The sequence below is a fragment of the Bradyrhizobium sp. USDA 326 genome, from assembly GCF_049739485.1.
Classification (GTDB): Bacteria; Pseudomonadota; Alphaproteobacteria; order Rhizobiales; family Xanthobacteraceae; genus Bradyrhizobium.
Window position 1 is genome coordinate 6375493 of the sequence record NZ_JBMGQA010000001.1, and the last position, 15719, is coordinate 6391211.

At 63.4% G+C, this 15719-nt stretch carries 21 protein-coding genes and 1 tRNA gene; 7 read left to right on the forward strand and 15 right to left on the reverse strand.

What is annotated here, in order from left to right; all coding sequences use genetic code 11:
• Positions 1–19: 19 nt before the first annotated feature.
• Positions 20–586, reverse strand: a complete 567-nt coding sequence (gene efp / locus ABIG06_RS29970; protein ID WP_124162696.1) for an elongation factor P — start codon at positions 584–586, stop codon at positions 20–22.
• 162 nt (positions 587–748) lie between these two features.
• Here efp and epmA point away from each other — a divergent pair, with 162 nt between their 5' ends.
• The 3 genes from epmA to ABIG06_RS29985 are packed head-to-tail and all read left to right on the forward strand — an operon-like array spanning position 749 to position 3189.
• Positions 749–1801: an EF-P lysine aminoacylase EpmA gene (gene epmA, locus ABIG06_RS29975; protein ID WP_370139610.1), complete on the forward strand. Its 1053-nt coding sequence runs from the start codon at positions 749–751 to the stop codon at positions 1799–1801.
• Entirely contained in the window at positions 1798–2892 is a 1095-nt protein-coding gene (locus ABIG06_RS29980; RefSeq protein WP_370139611.1) for a lysine-2,3-aminomutase-like protein, read from the forward strand. The genes epmA and ABIG06_RS29980 overlap by 4 nt, the downstream gene beginning before the upstream one ends.
• Positions 2893–2934: 42 nt before the next feature.
• Positions 2935–3189 carry a hypothetical protein gene (locus tag ABIG06_RS29985; protein WP_124162699.1) on the forward strand — a complete coding sequence of 85 codons (255 nt, stop codon included), beginning with the start codon at positions 2935–2937 and terminating at the stop codon, positions 3187–3189.
• Between the two features lie 166 nt (positions 3190–3355).
• On the opposite strand, the gene ABIG06_RS29990 is transcribed toward ABIG06_RS29985, so the two are convergent.
• The 7 genes from ABIG06_RS29990 to ABIG06_RS30020 all read right to left on the reverse strand — a co-directional run bounded on the left by ABIG06_RS29990 (position 3356) and on the right by ABIG06_RS30020 (position 8234).
• A complete protein-coding gene (locus tag ABIG06_RS29990; RefSeq protein WP_424578462.1) occupies positions 3356–4441 on the reverse strand; it encodes a 3-deoxy-7-phosphoheptulonate synthase in 1086 nt (361 codons plus the stop codon).
• A 230-nt stretch (positions 4442–4671) separates the two neighbouring features.
• Positions 4672–5250 carry an HdeD family acid-resistance protein gene (locus ABIG06_RS29995; RefSeq protein ID WP_319336712.1) on the reverse strand — a complete coding sequence of 193 codons (579 nt, stop codon included), beginning with the start codon at positions 5248–5250 and terminating at the stop codon, positions 4672–4674.
• 73 nt (positions 5251–5323) lie between these two features.
• Positions 5324–6364 (reverse strand): PrsW family intramembrane metalloprotease, encoded by a 1041-nt coding sequence (locus ABIG06_RS30000; protein WP_124162702.1) that lies wholly within the window; start codon positions 6362–6364, stop codon positions 5324–5326.
• Positions 6365–6792: 428 nt separating this feature from the next.
• Positions 6793–7065, reverse strand: coding sequence for a hypothetical protein (locus tag ABIG06_RS30005; protein ID WP_245454609.1), 273 nt, complete (start codon positions 7063–7065; stop codon positions 6793–6795).
• A gap of 103 nt (positions 7066–7168) precedes the next feature.
• Positions 7169–7789, reverse strand: coding sequence for a PilZ domain-containing protein (locus ABIG06_RS30010; RefSeq protein ID WP_370139613.1), 621 nt, complete (start codon positions 7787–7789; stop codon positions 7169–7171).
• 142 nt (positions 7790–7931) lie between these two features.
• Positions 7932–8117, reverse strand: a complete 186-nt coding sequence (locus tag ABIG06_RS30015) for a hypothetical protein (RefSeq protein ID WP_370139614.1) — start codon at positions 8115–8117, stop codon at positions 7932–7934.
• A 42-nt stretch (positions 8118–8159) separates the two neighbouring features.
• A tRNA-Glu gene (locus tag ABIG06_RS30020) sits at positions 8160–8234 on the reverse strand.
• 223 nt (positions 8235–8457) lie between these two features.
• On the opposite strand from ABIG06_RS30020, the gene ABIG06_RS30025 reads away from it, so the two are divergent.
• From ABIG06_RS30025 to ABIG06_RS30035, 3 genes are read left to right on the forward strand one after another with little or no spacing between them, the layout of a single operon-like run.
• Positions 8458–8712 (forward strand): PilZ domain-containing protein, encoded by a 255-nt coding sequence (locus tag ABIG06_RS30025; RefSeq protein ID WP_124160837.1) that lies wholly within the window; start codon positions 8458–8460, stop codon positions 8710–8712.
• A 50-nt stretch (positions 8713–8762) separates the two neighbouring features.
• Positions 8763–9023: a hypothetical protein gene (locus ABIG06_RS30030; RefSeq protein ID WP_370139637.1), complete on the forward strand. Its 261-nt coding sequence runs from the start codon at positions 8763–8765 to the stop codon at positions 9021–9023.
• Positions 9024–9028: 5 nt separating this feature from the next.
• Positions 9029–9196: a hypothetical protein gene (locus ABIG06_RS30035; protein WP_370139638.1), complete on the forward strand. Its 168-nt coding sequence runs from the start codon at positions 9029–9031 to the stop codon at positions 9194–9196.
• Positions 9197–9323: 127 nt separating this feature from the next.
• Here ABIG06_RS30035 and ABIG06_RS30040 read toward each other — a convergent pair whose 3' ends face one another.
• From ABIG06_RS30040 to ABIG06_RS30055, 4 genes are all read right to left on the reverse strand, one after another.
• On the reverse strand, positions 9324–9962 hold the full coding sequence (locus ABIG06_RS30040) for a glutathione S-transferase family protein (RefSeq protein WP_370139639.1): 639 nt from the start codon (positions 9960–9962) through the stop codon (positions 9324–9326).
• A gap of 386 nt (positions 9963–10348) precedes the next feature.
• The gene (locus ABIG06_RS30045) at positions 10349–10801 is read right to left on the reverse strand and encodes a VOC family protein (RefSeq protein WP_025036157.1); all 453 of its coding nucleotides are present in this window, start codon (positions 10799–10801) and stop codon (positions 10349–10351) included.
• Positions 10802–10938: 137 nt separating this feature from the next.
• Complete coding sequence (locus tag ABIG06_RS30050) at positions 10939–11598, reverse strand: oxidoreductase (RefSeq protein ID WP_370139640.1); 660 nt, start codon at positions 11596–11598, stop codon at positions 10939–10941.
• A gap of 1253 nt (positions 11599–12851) precedes the next feature.
• The gene (locus ABIG06_RS30055) at positions 12852–13739 is read right to left on the reverse strand and encodes a DUF4238 domain-containing protein (protein WP_370139641.1); all 888 of its coding nucleotides are present in this window, start codon (positions 13737–13739) and stop codon (positions 12852–12854) included.
• Positions 13740–13911: 172 nt separating this feature from the next.
• On the opposite strand from ABIG06_RS30055, the gene ABIG06_RS30060 reads away from it, so the two are divergent.
• The gene (locus ABIG06_RS30060; RefSeq protein WP_370139642.1) at positions 13912–14583 is read left to right on the forward strand and encodes a transposase; all 672 of its coding nucleotides are present in this window, start codon (positions 13912–13914) and stop codon (positions 14581–14583) included.
• Positions 14584–14659: 76 nt separating this feature from the next.
• Here the strand turns inward: ABIG06_RS30060 and ABIG06_RS30065 are convergent, their stop codons facing one another.
• The 3 genes from ABIG06_RS30065 to ABIG06_RS30075 all read right to left on the reverse strand — a co-directional run bounded on the left by ABIG06_RS30065 (position 14660) and on the right by ABIG06_RS30075 (position 15654).
• Positions 14660–14968, reverse strand: coding sequence for a type II toxin-antitoxin system RelB/DinJ family antitoxin (locus tag ABIG06_RS30065; protein WP_370139644.1), 309 nt, complete (start codon positions 14966–14968; stop codon positions 14660–14662).
• 283 nt (positions 14969–15251) lie between these two features.
• Positions 15252–15404 carry a hypothetical protein gene (locus ABIG06_RS30070; RefSeq protein ID WP_370139645.1) on the reverse strand — a complete coding sequence of 51 codons (153 nt, stop codon included), beginning with the start codon at positions 15402–15404 and terminating at the stop codon, positions 15252–15254.
• A 58-nt stretch (positions 15405–15462) separates the two neighbouring features.
• Positions 15463–15654 carry a DUF3072 domain-containing protein gene (locus ABIG06_RS30075; protein WP_370139646.1) on the reverse strand — a complete coding sequence of 64 codons (192 nt, stop codon included), beginning with the start codon at positions 15652–15654 and terminating at the stop codon, positions 15463–15465.
• Between the last annotated feature and the right edge of the window lie 65 nt (positions 15655–15719).

The window sequence follows — 15719 nt, forward strand, 5'->3', positions numbered from 1 at the left end:
CCGATCCTCGATTGGTCGCTTAGTCCTTGGCGCGCTCGGCGTAGGAGCCGTCTTCGGTCATCACCACCACGCGGGTTCCGACCGTGATGTGCGGCGGCACGGTGGTGCGCACGCCGTTGGAGAGAACCGCGGGCTTATAGGAGGACGAGGCGGTCTGCCCCTTGGTCACCGGCTCGGTCTCAACCACCTCCAGCGTTACGCGCTGCGGCAAGGCGATCGACACCGGGTTGGTGTCGTGCATGGACAGCTTGACCGTCATGCTCTCCTGGAGATACGCGGCGGCGGAGCCGACGACGTCCTTGGAGACCTGAACCTGGTCGTAGGTCTCGGGGTTCATGAAGTGATAGCCGTCGCCATCCTCATAGAGATAGGTGTAGTTGCGTTCTTCGATCGTGGCCTTTTCGACCTGGTCGGTGGTCTTGTAGCGTTCGGAGATCTTTACCCCGTCCGAGATTCGGCGCATTTCGATCTGGCTGACCGGCGTGCCCTTGCCGGGATGGATGTTCTCGGCGCTCACGACGACATAAAGCTTGCCGTCTTGTTCGATCACGTTGCCCTTGCGAATAGAACTGGCGATGACTCTCAAAGCTGTATTTCCTGCTTGCTTGGCCCGGCTGGGGCCAGGACGTGGTCAAATTGATGGGGGACTTGGGGCCTCAAATCGGACCTCGGCGCCCGTTTCGGGCCGCAACATACTGATTTTGCCGTTGGATGCCAGCACTTTGCTGCTGGCTGGAGCGGTCGGTTGATGGCTGGGGACAAGCCGATGTCGCCGTTCTGGTCGCCCGGCAGGCACCTCGACCGGCGGCCGTTCCTCCAGGCCAGGGGCGAGGTGATCGGAGCTTTACGGGGCTTTTTTGCCGAACAGGGCTTCATGGAGGTCGAAACCACGGTCCTTCAGGTCTCCCCGGGCAACGAGACGCATCTGCACGCCCCCCGGACCGAGATCATGCGGCCCGACGGCAGCCGGGCACGCCGATACCTGCGGACCTCGCCCGAATTCGCCTGCAAGAAGCTGCTGGCGGCGGGCGAGACTCGGATTTTCGAGTTCGCCCGGGTGTTCCGGGACCGCGAGCGCGGTGACCTGCATCTGCCCGAATTCACCATGCTTGAGTGGTACCGGGCGGGCGCCCCCTATGACGCCATCATGGCCGATTGCGTCGTTGTCATCGCCCGTGCGGCGCAGGCGACGGGCATCGGGACCTTCTCCTTCCGCGGCCGGACCGCCGATCCCTTCGCCGAGCCGGAACTCCTGACCGTTGCGGGCGCCTTTAAGCGCTTCGCCGGCATCGACCTGCTGTCGACAATCTCGGGCGGCGAGGGTAACCGCGCCGCGCTCGCCGCGGCGGCCCGCGGCAAGGTCCGTGTGGCCGAGGACGACACATGGTCCGACATCTTCAGCAAGGTCCTGGTCGAGCATGTCGAGCCGCATCTCGGGCAGGGGCGTTTGACCATCCTGTTTGAATACCCATCTCCAGAGGCGGCGCTGGCGCGGGTGAAGGCGGACGACCCAAGGGTCGCCGAGCGATTCGAGGTCTATGCGTGCGGCGTCGAGCTCGCCAACGGCTTTGGCGAATTGACCGATGCCGACGAGCAGCGAAAACGCTTCACGGAATCGATGACGGAGAAGCAGCGCCGCTACGGCGAAGCCTATCCGCTCGACGAGGACTTTCTGGCTGCAGTCGCGGTAATGCCGGAGGCGAGCGGCGTCGCACTCGGCTTCGACCGGCTCGTCATGCTGGCGAGCGGCGCAACACGAATTGATCAGGTGGTGTGGACACCGCCCGCGGATGAGAGATGACGAAGACGAATCTTGCGCGCACTCTGCGCGAACCTGCCGAGCTCGTTGCCGAGGGTTTGGCCCCCGCAGCGGCGCTGCCGGCGCTCGAACGCGTTGCCGCGCGCTATGCCGTGGCGATCACGCCGGCGCTGGTCGATCTGATCGACACAACCGATCCCGACGATCCCATCGCGCGACAATTCGTTCCCAGCGCAGCCGAGCTGGACCTGAAGCCGGGCGAGAACGCCGATCCGATCGGCGATCACGCGCATTCGCCAACTCCCGGGATCGTGCACCGCTATCCCGACCGCGTGTTGTTCAAGCTCGTTCACGTCTGCGCAGTCTATTGCCGCTTCTGCTTCCGTCGCGAGATGGTCGGGCCCGGCAAGGAGAATGCTCTGTCGGACAGCGCTTATCGCGCGGCGATCGACTACATCCGAGCACACGACGAGATCTGGGAAGTGATTCTGACCGGCGGCGATCCCCTGATGCTGTCGCCGCGGCGCATGAGCGAGATCATGGCCGATCTGGCCGCAATCGATCACGTCAAGATCATCCGTCTTCACACCCGCGTACCGGTGGCCGAACCCGCGCGCGTCAGCGAGGAGATGGTTGCGGCATTGAAGGTCGCAGGCGCGACCACCTGGCTGGCGGTGCACGCCAACCACGCGCGCGAACTGGCAGGGCCCGCGCGCGCCGCCTGCGCGCGTCTCGTCGACGCCGGCATTCCCTTGGTGAGCCAGTCCGTGCTGTTGCGCGGCGTCAATGACAACATCGCCGCTCTGTCGGATTTGATGCGAGCTTTCGTCGAATGCCGGATCAAGCCCTATTACCTGCATCACGGTGATCTCGCGCCCGGTACCGTGCATTTGCGAACGACGCTGGCCGAGGGGCAGGATTTGATGCGGCAGTTGCGCGGGCGGGTGTCGGGGCTGTGTCAGCCTGACTACGTCATCGACATTCCAGGCGGCGCCGGCAAATCGCCCGTGGGGCCAGGTTACGTGTTGGCGCCGCAAAATACCGCACCCGATGCGGATGATGCGGGAGCCGAAACGCGCTATCGTATCTTGGATTATTGCGGCGACGTTCATCTTTACCCGCCCGAAATCTGAGCGGGTTAGAGAGGGCGCCGTTTTGAGAATGGAGCACTGAAAATGAAGAAGATCATGGTGGCAGCATCGCTCGTGGTCTTGCTTGGTGGCGGGGCGGTTGCGCAGCCCAACGGCTCGAAGGGATCGACCTCCGGCGGCGCAAGCCGTGGAACGGCGTGGCCGGCGCCTGTTGGTCACCGCCAGCCGCGTGCGGCTGACGTGCCGAGTGAGAAGAATCTGAGCGATCCGAACACCCCCGCGAACAGGGAAGATGCGGAGCTCGATCGCAAGATCAAGAGCATCTGCCGCGGCTGCTGATTGCTTCACCTCTCCCGAAGGGAGAGGTCGGATCGCATCAATGATGCGATTCGGGTGAGGGTTACACTCTCACCCAACGATGCGGCTGCTCACCCCGATTGCTGCACAATCCGACCTCTCCCGTCCGGGAGAGGTGAGAAGCGAGCCAACCCAGCGGAGTCATTTCTCAGGCCGACCGTTCGTGCCGTCCTGCCCGCAGGGTGTTGCGGCGGATCTCGACGGCGTCGGCGAGCTGCTCGAGCGCGCTCACCGTGGTCGGCCAGTCAATGCAGCCGTCGGTGATGCTCTGGCCGTAGGTGAGCGGCTTGCCCGGCACCACGTCCTGGCGACCGGCGACGATGTTGCTCTCGATCATTGCGCCCATGATGCGGCTCTCGCCGCCCGAGATCTGACTGGCGATGTCGGCCATCACCAGCGGCTGGTTCTCAGGCTTCTTGCTCGAATTGGCGTGGCTTGCATCGACCATCACGAGCGGCGCGACGCCGGATCTGGTCAATTCGTTGCAGGCGGCCGCAACGCTTGCTGCGTCGTAGTTGGGCTTGCTGCCGCCGCGCAGGATGATGTGGCAGTCCTCGTTGCCCGCGGTCGAAGCGATCGCCGACCGGCCGAGCTTCGTCACCGCCATGAAATGATGCGGATGCGAGGCCGACTTCACCGCGTCCGCCGCGATCCGCACATTGCCGTCGGTGCCATTCTTGAAGCCGACCGGACACGACAGGCCCGAGGCCAGCTCGCGATGGATCTGGCTCTCGGTCGTGCGTGCGCCGATTGCGGCCCAGGAGACGAGGTCGGCGATGTATTGCGGCGTCGTCATGTCCAGGAATTCGGTGCCGGCGGGCAGGCCGAGATTGTTCACGGCGGACAGCACGTTACGCGCCAGCCGCAGGCCCCTGTTGATGGCGAAGCTGCCGTCGAGATTGGGGTCGTTGATGAGGCCCTTCCAGCCGACGGTGGTCCGCGGCTTCTCGAAATAGACCCGCATCACGATCTCGAGCTGATCGGCAAGGTCCTCGCGCAAGCGTGCAAGGCGCTCGGCGTAGTCGAGCGCGGCCTCGGGATCATGCACAGAGCAGGGGCCGACCACGACCAGCAGGCGGTCGTCCTGGCCGCCCAGAATGGCGTGGATGGCGTTACGGGCGGCCATCACCACGCGCGTCGCAGTGAGCGTGCGCGGGACCTCCCGCATCACCTCTTCCGGCGTGCTCAGTTCTTTCAGTTCGCGGATACGAAGATCGTCGGTCGTGCTCAGCACGGCGGGCTCCTGTCTGTTTTAGAACCTGCCGGCCAACAAAAAAGCCGCCAGGTCTGGCGGCTTGTTCGGACGTTTGCTGCAATGTGTCAGATTGAGCGCGATCCTCCCGCCGCCAGCGAGCTGTCGTAGCTAAAGTACCAAAAATAGCTGGTGGCGACGGTGATCATGGCAGGCCATATAGCGTGCCGCTGGCGGGTTGTCACCCCCCCAATCGGCGCGTACGCGGAGCCTCAGGTCTTGCTGTTGCGCGCCGCCATTGCCATGCCGATCAAGGTGGCGCCGCCGAACAGCAGGTTGATACCGACGAGGACGCCGATCGCCCAGTCCGCCGAGCTCGGCAGTCCCGTGATCACCATGAATGAGATCGCGATGTCGACGAGGCCGGAGACGAGGAGCCACGACCAGCGGCCGCTCAGCTCGCGCCGGTGCTCCAGCGCGTACATAATGGTGGCGACGCCCTCGGCGAGGAAATAGGCGCCGAGCACGATGGTCAGCGTCAGCACCGCCTGCATCGGCCGGGCGAGCAGCAGCATACCGGTGAGCACGGCCAATGCGGCCGAGATCAGCGACCACCAGAAGCCCGGCGTGCTGCGCGCCCAATAGGTCGCGATCAGTCCGCCGATACCGCTGATCAGGAGCATCCAGCCGAGGAAGATCGCGGTCGCAAGACTCGCGAGCGGCGGAAGGACCAATGCGGCAATGCCGAGAACCACAAGCAGGATGCCCTCGAACAGGAAGGCCTTCCAATGTGCCTTGACCGCCTGGTTCATTGCGGATTGCAGCCGTGAAAATTCCTCAGGCGATGTCATGAAGTCCTCGATCTCGTCAGCAGCCCATGCAGCTCAATCTACTATGTGTGCACCGCGCTTGCCATCGCGCGCCTCAGCCGCCGCCGGGCGCCGAGGAAAAACCGTCCGCGCTGGTGCGCATGCGGTTGCGGCCGAGAACGTAGATCGCCGTCGTGACAATCAAAAGCGCCAGGCCGAGCAGGATCGAGACGAAACCAATCGGGATCAGTGCCAGCGTCAGGTTGCGCTCGGGGTCGATCAGCCAGTGATGGATCGAGGTCAGCACGAAGGCGAGCCCCAGAAACCCGAGGCCGCCGCCGGCCAGCAGCAGAGCCCACATCCGGCGGAGCTGGCTGAGACGCTCGCGCGCGACATCGGTCCGCGGCGCATGGTGGCGCGCGACGCGCCGGACCAGGCGGATGGCGAAAGCAATCGAGCCGAAGCCGACCAGGAGGCTCGCGGCGCCCAGCCACATCCGGAGCGTCGGATCGAGATCGGGCATGCGCTGGAGCGCCAGCAGCGGGAAGTCGAAGGCCGAATGCAGCGCGAGCGGGGCGGCGAAGATCAGTAGCCGGCTGGAGAGGCGGGCCCAGTCGCGATGGCGGCGGTTCGCGCCCAGTGCCGTGCCTGCACGTGCGATCGTCAGGTAGGCGCCCGCGATGATGCCGAGCGCGCCGTGGAAGGGCACGGTCAGCACGCTGCGCAGGGCGGCCAGCGAGCGCCACATCTCCGCGTGCTGGACCAGATAGGCGAGGTTCTCGTAGGCGGCGAAGCCGAGGCCGACCGCGGCGCCATAGACCACGGTGTCCATCGGATTGGAGAAGGTCCGCCGCTTGGTGGACGAAATCAGCACGATGGCGATCACCTTGACGGCCTCCTCAGGCAGCGCGACGCCGAAGATCGAATGCATGGCCAGCGCCGCCCAGGGGTCGTCGGGGGCCGCGACCATCTTGGCGAAGGGAGCGCGGGCAAGGCCTAGCAGCGAGATGCTGGCCGCGCCGAGCAGGAAGGCAGTCCAGACCTGGGCCGGCGGGCCGGGGCGCTCTTCGGCGGCGATGACAAGCCACAGCATCAGCAGCGCCGGGGCGATGGCGGCAGTTCCAATGACAGTGGGGAGCGCTTCAATCAGGTACATCGGCGCCGAAAATAGGTTCCCGTGATCCGCTTATCTACGTCAGCCGATGCGACCATGTGTCATGTGCCTGCTGTCGGTTCGCTTAACGAGCGCGACAGCTGCCGTTCATCCCCCGTCGCTTGCGAAGACGTAGAATACATTCGCAATCAATTGCATGACAAAAAATGCTCGTCATCCATGGCAACAACCGCGCATTCGATGTCGCGTCGAGATTGGCGAGCCGGATCAAGGTAATGCGCAGGTTTCTTCAATTCACCGCGCACCTGTCCCGGCCGCGGATTCGCAGGCGGGATGGCCTCTTTCTACGGGGCAGGCGCGACGGTTGGCGGCTTGGTCCCGCTCTTGTACGCCCGCGGGGCGGGACTGCGACCCGGCGTAACCGGAACGCCGCTTGCGCAGCAGCGGCTCGGCGGCCCCCGAATCCGTTCTCAATGCGTTGGGAGCGGGGACGGCGCGGCGGGAGCGACATCAAAGGCGCCGAGATGGAATTCTTCGCCGATCGATGCGTCCGGATCGGCCGGTTGCGCCAGCAGGGTGAACGCAGCCTGGGGGTATCGCTTCCAGATCTCGATATCGCCGGCGGTGATGGTGAGCCAGCCGAACGTATACATGTAGCGTCCGGGCTCGGTGACCCGGCCGACCCTGTCCCAAGTGATCTTATCGACGGTAATTTTATCAGCTGTGATCTTGTCGACTGTCATTCGGTCCCCCGAGCGCAAGTCTGCACATGATGTCCGGCCCGAGGCACAGACCTGCATAAGCTGATATCGCATTGGGGCCGCGATAGGGCAGCGATGCCGTGGATCAGGCCGGCTGCGATGAACGCACGATCAGGCGGACGAGATCGTCACGGGGCTGCTTCTCGGCGAATTTGACCGCAAAGCCGTGCGCGAATTTGCGGATCACCCGTCCGACGCAGGCGCCGACCGCGAGCGGGGTTCCGACCGGCGGATCGTACTCGGAGGACACCGCGACGCCGGCCGTCGAGACGTCGATAATGAAGCACGAATGGATGCTGCCGTCCGCGAGGGTCAGGACGGTGTGCGAGACCTGTGGAACAAAGCGCGCATCTCGCCGCAGGTCGAGAACGCTGCCATCCTTCTGCTTCTTCTCGAGCCAGGTCAGCTTCTCCGACATCCAGGCGCGCCGCGCCCGCGTCATGTCGAGCTCCATCAGGAAGCCCGCCTTCAGTGTCGCGCTGATGGTGCACTGGAATTCGCCGAAATCCTGGAAGTAGGAGGTCACGCGCTCGCCGACCTTGCCGACGACAGGGACGTCCACGATCATGCGGAAGGGTGAGACGCGCTTGGTCCGGCAGGCGAAGCTGCGGAGCTTGCCCTCGCAATCGTACCAGCGGGGCAGCGAGTAGCTGCCGCTCACGGCGACGTCCACCGCTCGCTGTCTGAGGAACTCTGCGACGGACATGAGCGCCGATCTGTTTTGGATGATTCCCGTAGTTCCACGCGTAGCGGGCAAACTCTAAGCAATTGACACCGGCGCTCATGAGCAGGGGTAAATTTCCGGTAAATGCAGGGGCGGGCATCGCGCGATCGTTCGCGGCGTAAGGTCACAGCGTTGCCCTCGCGCGATCCGGGCGGTGCCGTTCAGGCCAGCCCGGCCAGCGCCAATGCGCCGGCGAGAAGACGAACTTGATCGTCGTCCAGGTCAGGCTGTCCGGCCCGACCGCCAATCCGAGCCACGGGCCCGCGCGCCGGATCGTCAACGCTGCGAGTGCATCGAAAGCAGCGAGCATGCGGCGGGCTGGATTTGTCGCCTTTGGCGGGCCAGGCGCAGCTGGCGCTCCCTAGCGGAATCGAACCGCTCTCTCCACCGTGAAAGGGTGGCGTCCTAACCGATAGACGAAGGGAGCAAACGCAGGGCCCCGCCGCTTTCCGCGGCACGGCCGCTGGCCGGCCGAACAGGGCCCGGCGGCTTGCAGCGGGCGAACGTATAGTGGCCTTTGCGCTCCCGGGCAAGCCGTTCGGGAACGGACTTTTGGCAGCCGTGGACAGCGCCGGCCCCGGGATTGTCAGGAGGCGGTTTCAACGGTTTCTTAGGGTTCCCGGGGTAGCGCTGGAGCGGGAGATTTTCCAATGCCGCCGCCAAAAAAGCGCGCAGCCCGCAAGCTGCTGTCGCAGCACGCCTGGATCACGCTCGACGGCGGATTCGCCGCGCGGCATTGCCTGGTCCAGGACATTTCGGACTCGGGCGCGAAGATCACGATGGACGAGGACGCGAGTCAGCTTCCGGGCGTGATCCGGATGGCGTTCGCACGCGATGCGCGCACCGGGCGGAGCTGTCAGGTGGTCTGGCGCCGCGGCAAGTCGGCCGGCGTCAAGTTCATCTGATCGCGGACGCGGCGATGGCGCGCGGCACCTGTCCGGGTTAGAACGCCGCCATGCGCACGCCGCTCCTCCTGATCCTGATCGCGTTCGCGGCAACATCTGTTGCCGCCGCGGACGCCGTTCGCCTGCCGCCCGCCGAGCGGCCGCAAGCGGGCAGGGAGACCGTCAGGGCACTGCCGCTGAAGGGCGCCGCCGGCAAGACCAGTGCGGGCTCCTGCGCCTCCTATGGCCCGCGCTTCGTCATGGTCGAGGGCACCGGGACCTGCGTGAAGATCGGCGGCTCGATCAGCATCGACACCACCGTCAGGCGCTGAGACCCATGCCGGCGGATCTGGTGCGGCTCGACCTCATCGTTCCCGTGCTGATGTATTGCGCGCTGCTGTGGTGGGTCGGCCGCGGCCTGAGCTGGACGGCCCGGCTGGCGACCGCGGTGGTGACGCTGGTGTTGATCATCTGCGTGCTGCTGGTCGAGCGCGGCTGGCGCTAGGGCCACGACAAAAACTGCGAAAACAACCCCATGCACAGTAGCCGTCAAGTGCTGCCGCGCCGCCGGACGGTTGCGCCGGCGCAGCGATTCCTCGCGCGCTCACCGCAGCTTATCCGGCGCCACCGGCTCACGACATCGGCGGTGCGACGAATTGTGCAAATCCGGGCCGTTTGCCGAGCTCGGCAAGCCAGCGGGTGAGGTGCGGCTGCGCGGGCCGGCTGATGCCTTCGACCCCGAGCCAGCGCCGCGCATAGGACCCGATCGCGATGTCGGCCAGCGTGAACGCATCACCCTCGATGAAGCGGCGCGATGAGAGCAGGCGATCGGCGATGGCCCAAACCTCAGCGGCGGCATCGGCATCACGCTGCACCTGGATCATGTCGCGCTCGGCGGGCGCCGTGCGCACGATGCCCCAGAACACCGGGCGGTCGACCGGCTGCACGGTCGACAGCGTCCAGTCGAGCCAGCGGTCGACCGACGCGCGCTGCTTCGGCGCCTCCGGGTAGATCGGCGTGCCGCGTCCATGCGCGAGGCAGAGATAGCGCATGATCGAATTGGACTCCCACAGCACGAAGTCGCCCTCGACCAGAGTCGGGATCCGCGCATTGGGGTTCATCGCGAGATAGTCGGCCTCGCGCGTCCTGCCGTAACTCATGCCGGCATCGATGCGCTCGTAAGCCAGGCCGAGCTCGGTGCAGCACCACAGCACCTTCTGCACGTTGACCGAATTGGCGCGGCCCCAGATCGTCAGCTTGGTATCAGGCATGATGCGTCTCCCCGCAGCGTTGTTCGGTGTCGTAGCCCGGATGGAGCGAAGCGCAATCCGGGGTGCTTCGATTGTGGCAGTCCCGGATTACGCTTGCGCTCCATCCGGGCTACAAATCCAGCTTGCTGCGGGTGATAGCGGAATTCGCCGCGTCGAGCGATGCGCGATTGCGGCGCGCCCTCATGCAAAAAGCTCCGCACGCGGCGGAGCTTTCGTTGCAAAGTTCAACCTGACGGTCAGCGGCCGAAGAACAGCCACAACAGAATGATCACGGGGATCGGCACGCCGATCATCCACAGCAACAGCCCTCTCGCCATCGCATCCTCCTCCAATTGCATCACTGGAGGGTGAACGCGGGCCGTGCCCGCTTGTTCCCGCGCGCAGACCTACCAGTGGCCGGTGTTGGGCATCGAGGCCCAGGGCTCCTGCGGCGGCTTCGGGTCGCCCTTCTGCAACAGCTCGATGGAGTGCAGGTCCGGCGAGCGGACGAAGGCCATGTTGCCGTCGCGCGGGGGACGGTTGATGGTGACGCCGGCCTTCATCAGCTTCTCGCAGGTGGCGTAGATGTCGTCGACCTCGTAGGCGAGATGGCCGAAGAAGCGATCCTCGCCGTACTTTTCTTCGTCCCAATTCCAGGTGAGCTCGACCAGCGGCGCCCCGCGCGTCGGCGGCTGCTTCTTCAGCGCCTCGAGATCGTCTGCCGAGCACAGGAAGACCAGCGTGAAACGCCCCTTGTCGTTCTCGATCCGCCGCACCTCCTTCAGCCCGAAAGCATCAACATAGAATTTCAGCGCGACATCGAGATTGCGCACGCGCAGCATGGTGTGGAGGTATCGCATGGTTGTTGCTCCCTGGAACGGACGGAGGGTTTTGTCTGGGGCCGGGACGGCGAGGTAGGAAATAGCAGGAAAAGGAGAGGAGGGGCAGGGGGCCGAGGCACATGTGCGTGAAGGGTGCCGGTTCGACTCGGACTGCATCACGTTCGAAGCAGTGCCGCCATCTCCTTCCAATGATAGATTCGCACCTTCTCCGTTTGATGCCGCGCGGCCTTGGCGATGGCGTGCGCGATGTCGTTCCCGGCGAGCCCGCGATAGCGGTCGACCGGGCCAACGAGCAGCGGATTGAGCACACCCCATATCGCGATGATGAGGCGTTCACCCGGGCGGTCCTCGTCGCGCGCGCCGAGGATCATCGACGGGCGGAAAATATGCGTGTGCTCGAAGTCGAGCGAGAGAATGTCCCGCTCCACCTCGCCCTTGGTCCTGAGATAGAACACACCGGAGCCGGCGTGGGCGCCAACGGCCGTAACCAGAAACACCGATTGCGCGCCGTTCGCCTTCGCGATCTCGGCCGCCAACACCGGATAATCATGATCGATCTTGTAGTACTCGGCCTCGTCAGGGGTGTGCTTGCGCGTCGTCCCGAGTGCGATGAATATCTCGTCCGCAACCAGTTGCGGCTTGAGTGCGGGCAGGGAAGGGAGATCGCCGATCAGCACCGTGAGCTTCGGATCGCTCACCGCCAGCGGCTTGCGGGCCACCGCCACAACCCGCGTATAGTCGGGACTGTCCAAGAGGTCGCGCAGCAAATGCGAGCCGATGAAGCCGGTTGCGCCGAAGACAAGTGCGGTTTTCATTCAAGCCACCGTTTTGCGTTGATTACATGATCGCTTGTTGAAAGTCAGGGGAGGTGGTGCCCGAGAGTCGTGCAGGCTGCGCAATATCCGGATCGGGGTTTCCGTTACAGTGCAGCCCGCGACATGGCGTGCCGACAGTGCACTCAACTGGCAGTGTCTGCGGCCCGCCCGAATCCGGACAACACCTTTGGGCGCTAGTGCACTGTTAGCGCAATCACAGCGGCTCAAAATTATCAATGGAGAGTTGTGCCATGTCCGACCATAAACTCGAGATCAGCTTTTGGGGTATCAAGATCAGCGCTCCAGGTCTGGCCGGCATCAGTGCCGCCGTCCTCGCCGTGTGTCTTTTGCTGTACCGATACTGAAAGCGAAAAATTTCAGGCTAGGAGCCTTCTGGACCGTCTCGTGCACCGATATGGATGACTGACGGCGGTAAAGATTCCCGCATAACGCATCGGAATTCGCCTGTCAGATCAATCACTAACTCACATAGCGAGCCACGGCGCTTTAAATACATGTGCGATGTTGCAGTCTAACTATCTGGAATCGCTCGATTACCACTTTATCTGTGCCAGCCTTTTTGCGCAGATTTGGCGGGATGTGCCTAAGTAGAAGAGTCCCCTGAACGATTCGCTCTTCAAGTTTTTCAAATGGAGAGCTGCGTCATGTCGGACAAACTTCTGGTCAATCTATGGGGCGCGAGCATCAGCGCTGACGGCGTCTGGGCGATCGGGGCCGCTGTTCTGATCGTGGTGGTCATCGCCGTAGCGAGGCGAGCTTGACTAGGAGATGAGCCACGGCACCCTCCATGAAAAGCAGGCGAGGCTTTTCCACCCGCCATCCACCGTTTCGTGTTTTGGGTGGAGGGCTGAGCGGCAACTGGCAGAAGACTCTTGCCAACGCTGCAAATCAGGGCGCAACAGATTATACCCCCAGAAAGAAAATGATTCGGGTCTCACGATCTCAATGGAGACCTGTGTCATGTCCGATCATCAGCTACGCTTCAAAGGCCCTTTCTTCGAATTTGATGCGAAGGGCTGGATGGCGATCCTCGCTGCCATCGTCATTGTTTCCCTTGTTCTATGGCTGGCACGGTAGCTCCACGGGCTTAGCTTACGGTGACAGTGCACTAAGTCTAGCAGTGCGGGGCGGCGAACACTGCCGATTTAGTGCACTGTCACCGAAAGAAGACCCAGGAGCCGTTTCCCAGACGATGACTGACCATCATTCCTCACCGCGGGCCTGCTGGAGTGCTAGTCTAGCTGTCGCGCGCGGTCGGAAATAACTTGTCTGTCGGGTAGAGTACTGATGTGCTTTCGGACAAAGCGGACCGCGCTGTCGTCGAGCGCCCATACGTATTGGCGGGCCTGAGACACAACCTGCTTGTTAATCTGCAAGACCATCTTTGTGTGATCGCCCCGGGCCAGTGCCTGCAAAGCGGAGGGGTTCTCAGCGGCCGTAAAGGCGATATGGGGCGAGATGGGCAGAACGACCGCGACAGAAGTGTTCTGGAAATGCATGGGAAGGCACTGCGGCCGGTCGGAGGTTAGCAGGGCATGACGCGATCTCCATAGGTGCAGTCGCCCCCATGACATCCGTGCTAGCCGGTTCGCGATGCCTTCAAGGTTCATCAATTGTTGGAGAAAGTTCGAAGCGGCAATAGCGCCAGCATTTGGGTCGGTCTGCGCGTCGAATTCCTCAAGAGTGGGCGGGAAATCGGGCGGCCTAAGTTCGTCATAGTTTTCACGAAGCCTTTGAACGCTCTCCCTATAGAGCGTGAGTACCTGGCCTGTGATCTCTGCGACCGCTTCAGGATTTCGGAAAAGCAACGAGAGCAAGAACCTGATCCAGGCATCCCGATCCGTTACTGGGAGGTCTATATTCCCGCCAATGAAGCTTCGCATGGCCTTGGCGGCACCAGAGTCGACCATGTGCATGAACACGCGTTCGAAGTGCTGGGTAAATTCCGGCGCGACACCCTCGACCTTATACAAATCCTTCTTCCAGCCGGTGCCGTCGGGAGATTTCGAGTGCACGACGATCTTCCCCCGGATATTCCGCATCTCACACAGAAAGCCGTTCGTCGCCCACTGCCGCAGATAAAACGCCGGGATGTAATGATGTCTGCTCGGATCACTCATGGCCAACAAAAAGCCCCTGAGGGGCTTTGAGGGGCGCCGAGGGGGGTAGGCGCCGACCCTCAGTATATCGCAAACGTTCGCCTTCCAAGCACCTCAACACGCGACAATCTTTTGGGATTACGGTGACAGTGCACTTAATTGACGCCGGCAGCTTTCACGGCCATGATGCAGGATGGCTCGTCTCGCTCGCGTCGTCATCCCCGGTCACCCCCACCATGTCACCCAGCGCGGCAATGGCCGGGGGCGCACGTTCTTCGAGGACGGCGATTATGCGCTGTATCGCGACCTGCTTGCGGCGAATTGCAGGGACGCTGGGGTCGAGGTGTGGGCCTGGTGCCTGATGCCGAACCACGTCCACTTGATCCTGGTGCCGTCCGATCCCGACGGGCTGCGGCGTGCGCTCTCGCGCGTGCACCGCAGCTACGCCGGGATCATCCATGCGCGACGTAAGCGCACCGGGCATTTCTGGCAGGGCCGGTTCGGCGCTGTTGCCATGGACGAAGAACATCTCGCGGTGGCGCTGCGCTACGTGTCGCTCAATCCGGTGCGGGCGCGCCTGGTGCCGCGGGCACAGGACTGGCGCTGGTCGAGCACGCGCGCGCATTTGCGCGGCAGGGACGATGGCGTGACCGCGCTGGCGCCGATCCGCGAGCGTTTTCCGGAGTTCGCCGATCTGCTGGCGACCGAACCGGAAGACGATCGGTTCGACGCCCTGCGTTCATCCGAGAGCATCGGCCGGCCGCTCGGAGACAACCGCTTTCTCAGCCGTCTCGAACGTCAGACCGGGCGTGTCCTCAAGCCTGCCAAGCGCGGGCCGAAGCCGTCGGTGGAGGAGGGTATTTAGTGCACTGTCACCGTAATAACGATGTGGGTGAAGATGCCGTCGCGGTCCGACAGCGCGAAGTCGGACCAGACGAGCTTCACGACTCTAGTTCGTCCGCCCTGCGCCGGGCCGCCGCGCGCCGCTCTGCGAAATGCGCTTCAGCCTGTTCGTCGGAGACATCAGGCCGGGCATCGTTCAACGCCTCCAGAACCTTCGCGCGGAACCAAGCATCATGAGCCTTGCTGTTCGTGAGGAGTTCGAGCGGTAGCGCGCCTTCATTGGCGGTCCGGGTCAGCAGGATGCGTACCGCGTCCGATACCGTTAGCCCCATCTCCTCAAGTACGGCGGAGGCGCGATCACGGATATCGGCGTCGATGCGGGTCTGGACAAGGGCATTTGCGGCCATGTTCGCCATCCTCGGATGCGATGTGATATGTAATTCAATTGAATGACGATCGCAAGGGCGGCCGGTGACCACGGCGCCATTCGGTACCGATCCCGACCCCGATTACGCAATTCTGGAGAAGCCGAGCCGCCGAAACCGCTGCCAAAGGCCCCTCTGCGGAAGAGTATCGTCGTAGATCTTACGCGCCCATCGAAAGGGATAAGCGGAATTGGCCATCCAATGCGTCGCGAAGGAAAGGGCGGTTGGCCATCTCGGTCATCCTCGGCATACACGCGCCAATCCTTCACGCCGCCTTCTCGCCCCCCTTCGCGATGATCTCGACTTCGAAATAGCCCATGTCGCGGAGCTCGGCGGCCTTCTTCTCGGCCGCTTCCCTGGTGTCTCGCTTCAAAATGATCCGGCCCGCACCGTCGCGGGCACAAACGAAATAAGGCATTTTGGATTCCCAATTTCGTTTGCATACACACGGCGCCGGATTCCCGCAATTCTACGGGTCACTCCTCCAGCCCGGCCTTTTGCCGCATCCTGTCGATCAGCTCCGAGGCCTCGGCCTTGGTCAGCTCTTCCGCGGGCGGGTCCTGATGCGCCTGCTCGGCGAGGGTCTTGAGGTAGGATTCCTGGGCTCCCGTCATCGGGTCGTCGCCGGAAACCCAGTCCTTCGGTTCCTTCCGGGTGTTGTCGGCCATCGCAAATCTCCTTTTCCGTCCAACGTCGGACTCGACTCTTCGTTCCTTTTTTGTTCTCTTTGGCC

What these genes read in the sequence shown, in the direction of transcription:
- ABIG06_RS30030 (WP_370139637.1), top strand. Translation starts at nt 8,763, where the DNA reads ATGCGCACGCCGCTCCTCCTGATCCTGATCGCGTTCGCGGCAACATCT.
- ABIG06_RS30035 (WP_370139638.1), top strand. Translation starts at nt 9,029, where the DNA reads ATGCCGGCGGATCTGGTGCGGCTCGACCTCATCGTTCCCGTGCTGATG.
- ABIG06_RS30055 (WP_370139641.1), bottom strand. Translation starts at nt 13,739, where the DNA reads ATGAGTGATCCGAGCAGACATCATTACATCCCGGCGTTTTATCTGCGG.
- ABIG06_RS30015 (WP_370139614.1), bottom strand. Translation starts at nt 8,117, where the DNA reads ATGCTCGCTGCTTTCGATGCACTCGCAGCGTTGACGATCCGGCGCGCG.
- ABIG06_RS29995 (WP_319336712.1), bottom strand. Translation starts at nt 5,250, where the DNA reads ATGACATCGCCTGAGGAATTTTCACGGCTGCAATCCGCAATGAACCAG.
- ABIG06_RS29980 (WP_370139611.1), top strand. Translation starts at nt 1,798, where the DNA reads ATGACGAAGACGAATCTTGCGCGCACTCTGCGCGAACCTGCCGAGCTC.
- ABIG06_RS30060 (WP_370139642.1), top strand. Translation starts at nt 13,912, where the DNA reads ATGGCTCGTCTCGCTCGCGTCGTCATCCCCGGTCACCCCCACCATGTC.
- ABIG06_RS30010 (WP_370139613.1), bottom strand. Translation starts at nt 7,789, where the DNA reads ATGTCCGTCGCAGAGTTCCTCAGACAGCGAGCGGTGGACGTCGCCGTG.
- ABIG06_RS30005 (WP_245454609.1), bottom strand. Translation starts at nt 7,065, where the DNA reads ATGACAGTCGACAAGATCACAGCTGATAAAATTACCGTCGATAAGATC.
- ABIG06_RS30045 (WP_025036157.1), bottom strand. Translation starts at nt 10,801, where the DNA reads ATGCGATACCTCCACACCATGCTGCGCGTGCGCAATCTCGATGTCGCG.
- ABIG06_RS30040 (WP_370139639.1), bottom strand. Translation starts at nt 9,962, where the DNA reads ATGCCTGATACCAAGCTGACGATCTGGGGCCGCGCCAATTCGGTCAAC.
- ABIG06_RS30050 (WP_370139640.1), bottom strand. Translation starts at nt 11,598, where the DNA reads ATGAAAACCGCACTTGTCTTCGGCGCAACCGGCTTCATCGGCTCGCAT.
- ABIG06_RS30075 (WP_370139646.1), bottom strand. Translation starts at nt 15,654, where the DNA reads ATGGCCGACAACACCCGGAAGGAACCGAAGGACTGGGTTTCCGGCGAC.
- ABIG06_RS30065 (WP_370139644.1), bottom strand. Translation starts at nt 14,968, where the DNA reads ATGGCCGCAAATGCCCTTGTCCAGACCCGCATCGACGCCGATATCCGT.
- ABIG06_RS30070 (WP_370139645.1), bottom strand. Translation starts at nt 15,404, where the DNA reads ATGCCTTATTTCGTTTGTGCCCGCGACGGTGCGGGCCGGATCATTTTG.
- ABIG06_RS30000 (WP_124162702.1), bottom strand. Translation starts at nt 6,364, where the DNA reads ATGTACCTGATTGAAGCGCTCCCCACTGTCATTGGAACTGCCGCCATC.
- ABIG06_RS29985 (WP_124162699.1), top strand. Translation starts at nt 2,935, where the DNA reads ATGAAGAAGATCATGGTGGCAGCATCGCTCGTGGTCTTGCTTGGTGGC.
- epmA (WP_370139610.1), top strand. Translation starts at nt 749, where the DNA reads ATGGCTGGGGACAAGCCGATGTCGCCGTTCTGGTCGCCCGGCAGGCAC.
- ABIG06_RS30025 (WP_124160837.1), top strand. Translation starts at nt 8,458, where the DNA reads ATGCCGCCGCCAAAAAAGCGCGCAGCCCGCAAGCTGCTGTCGCAGCAC.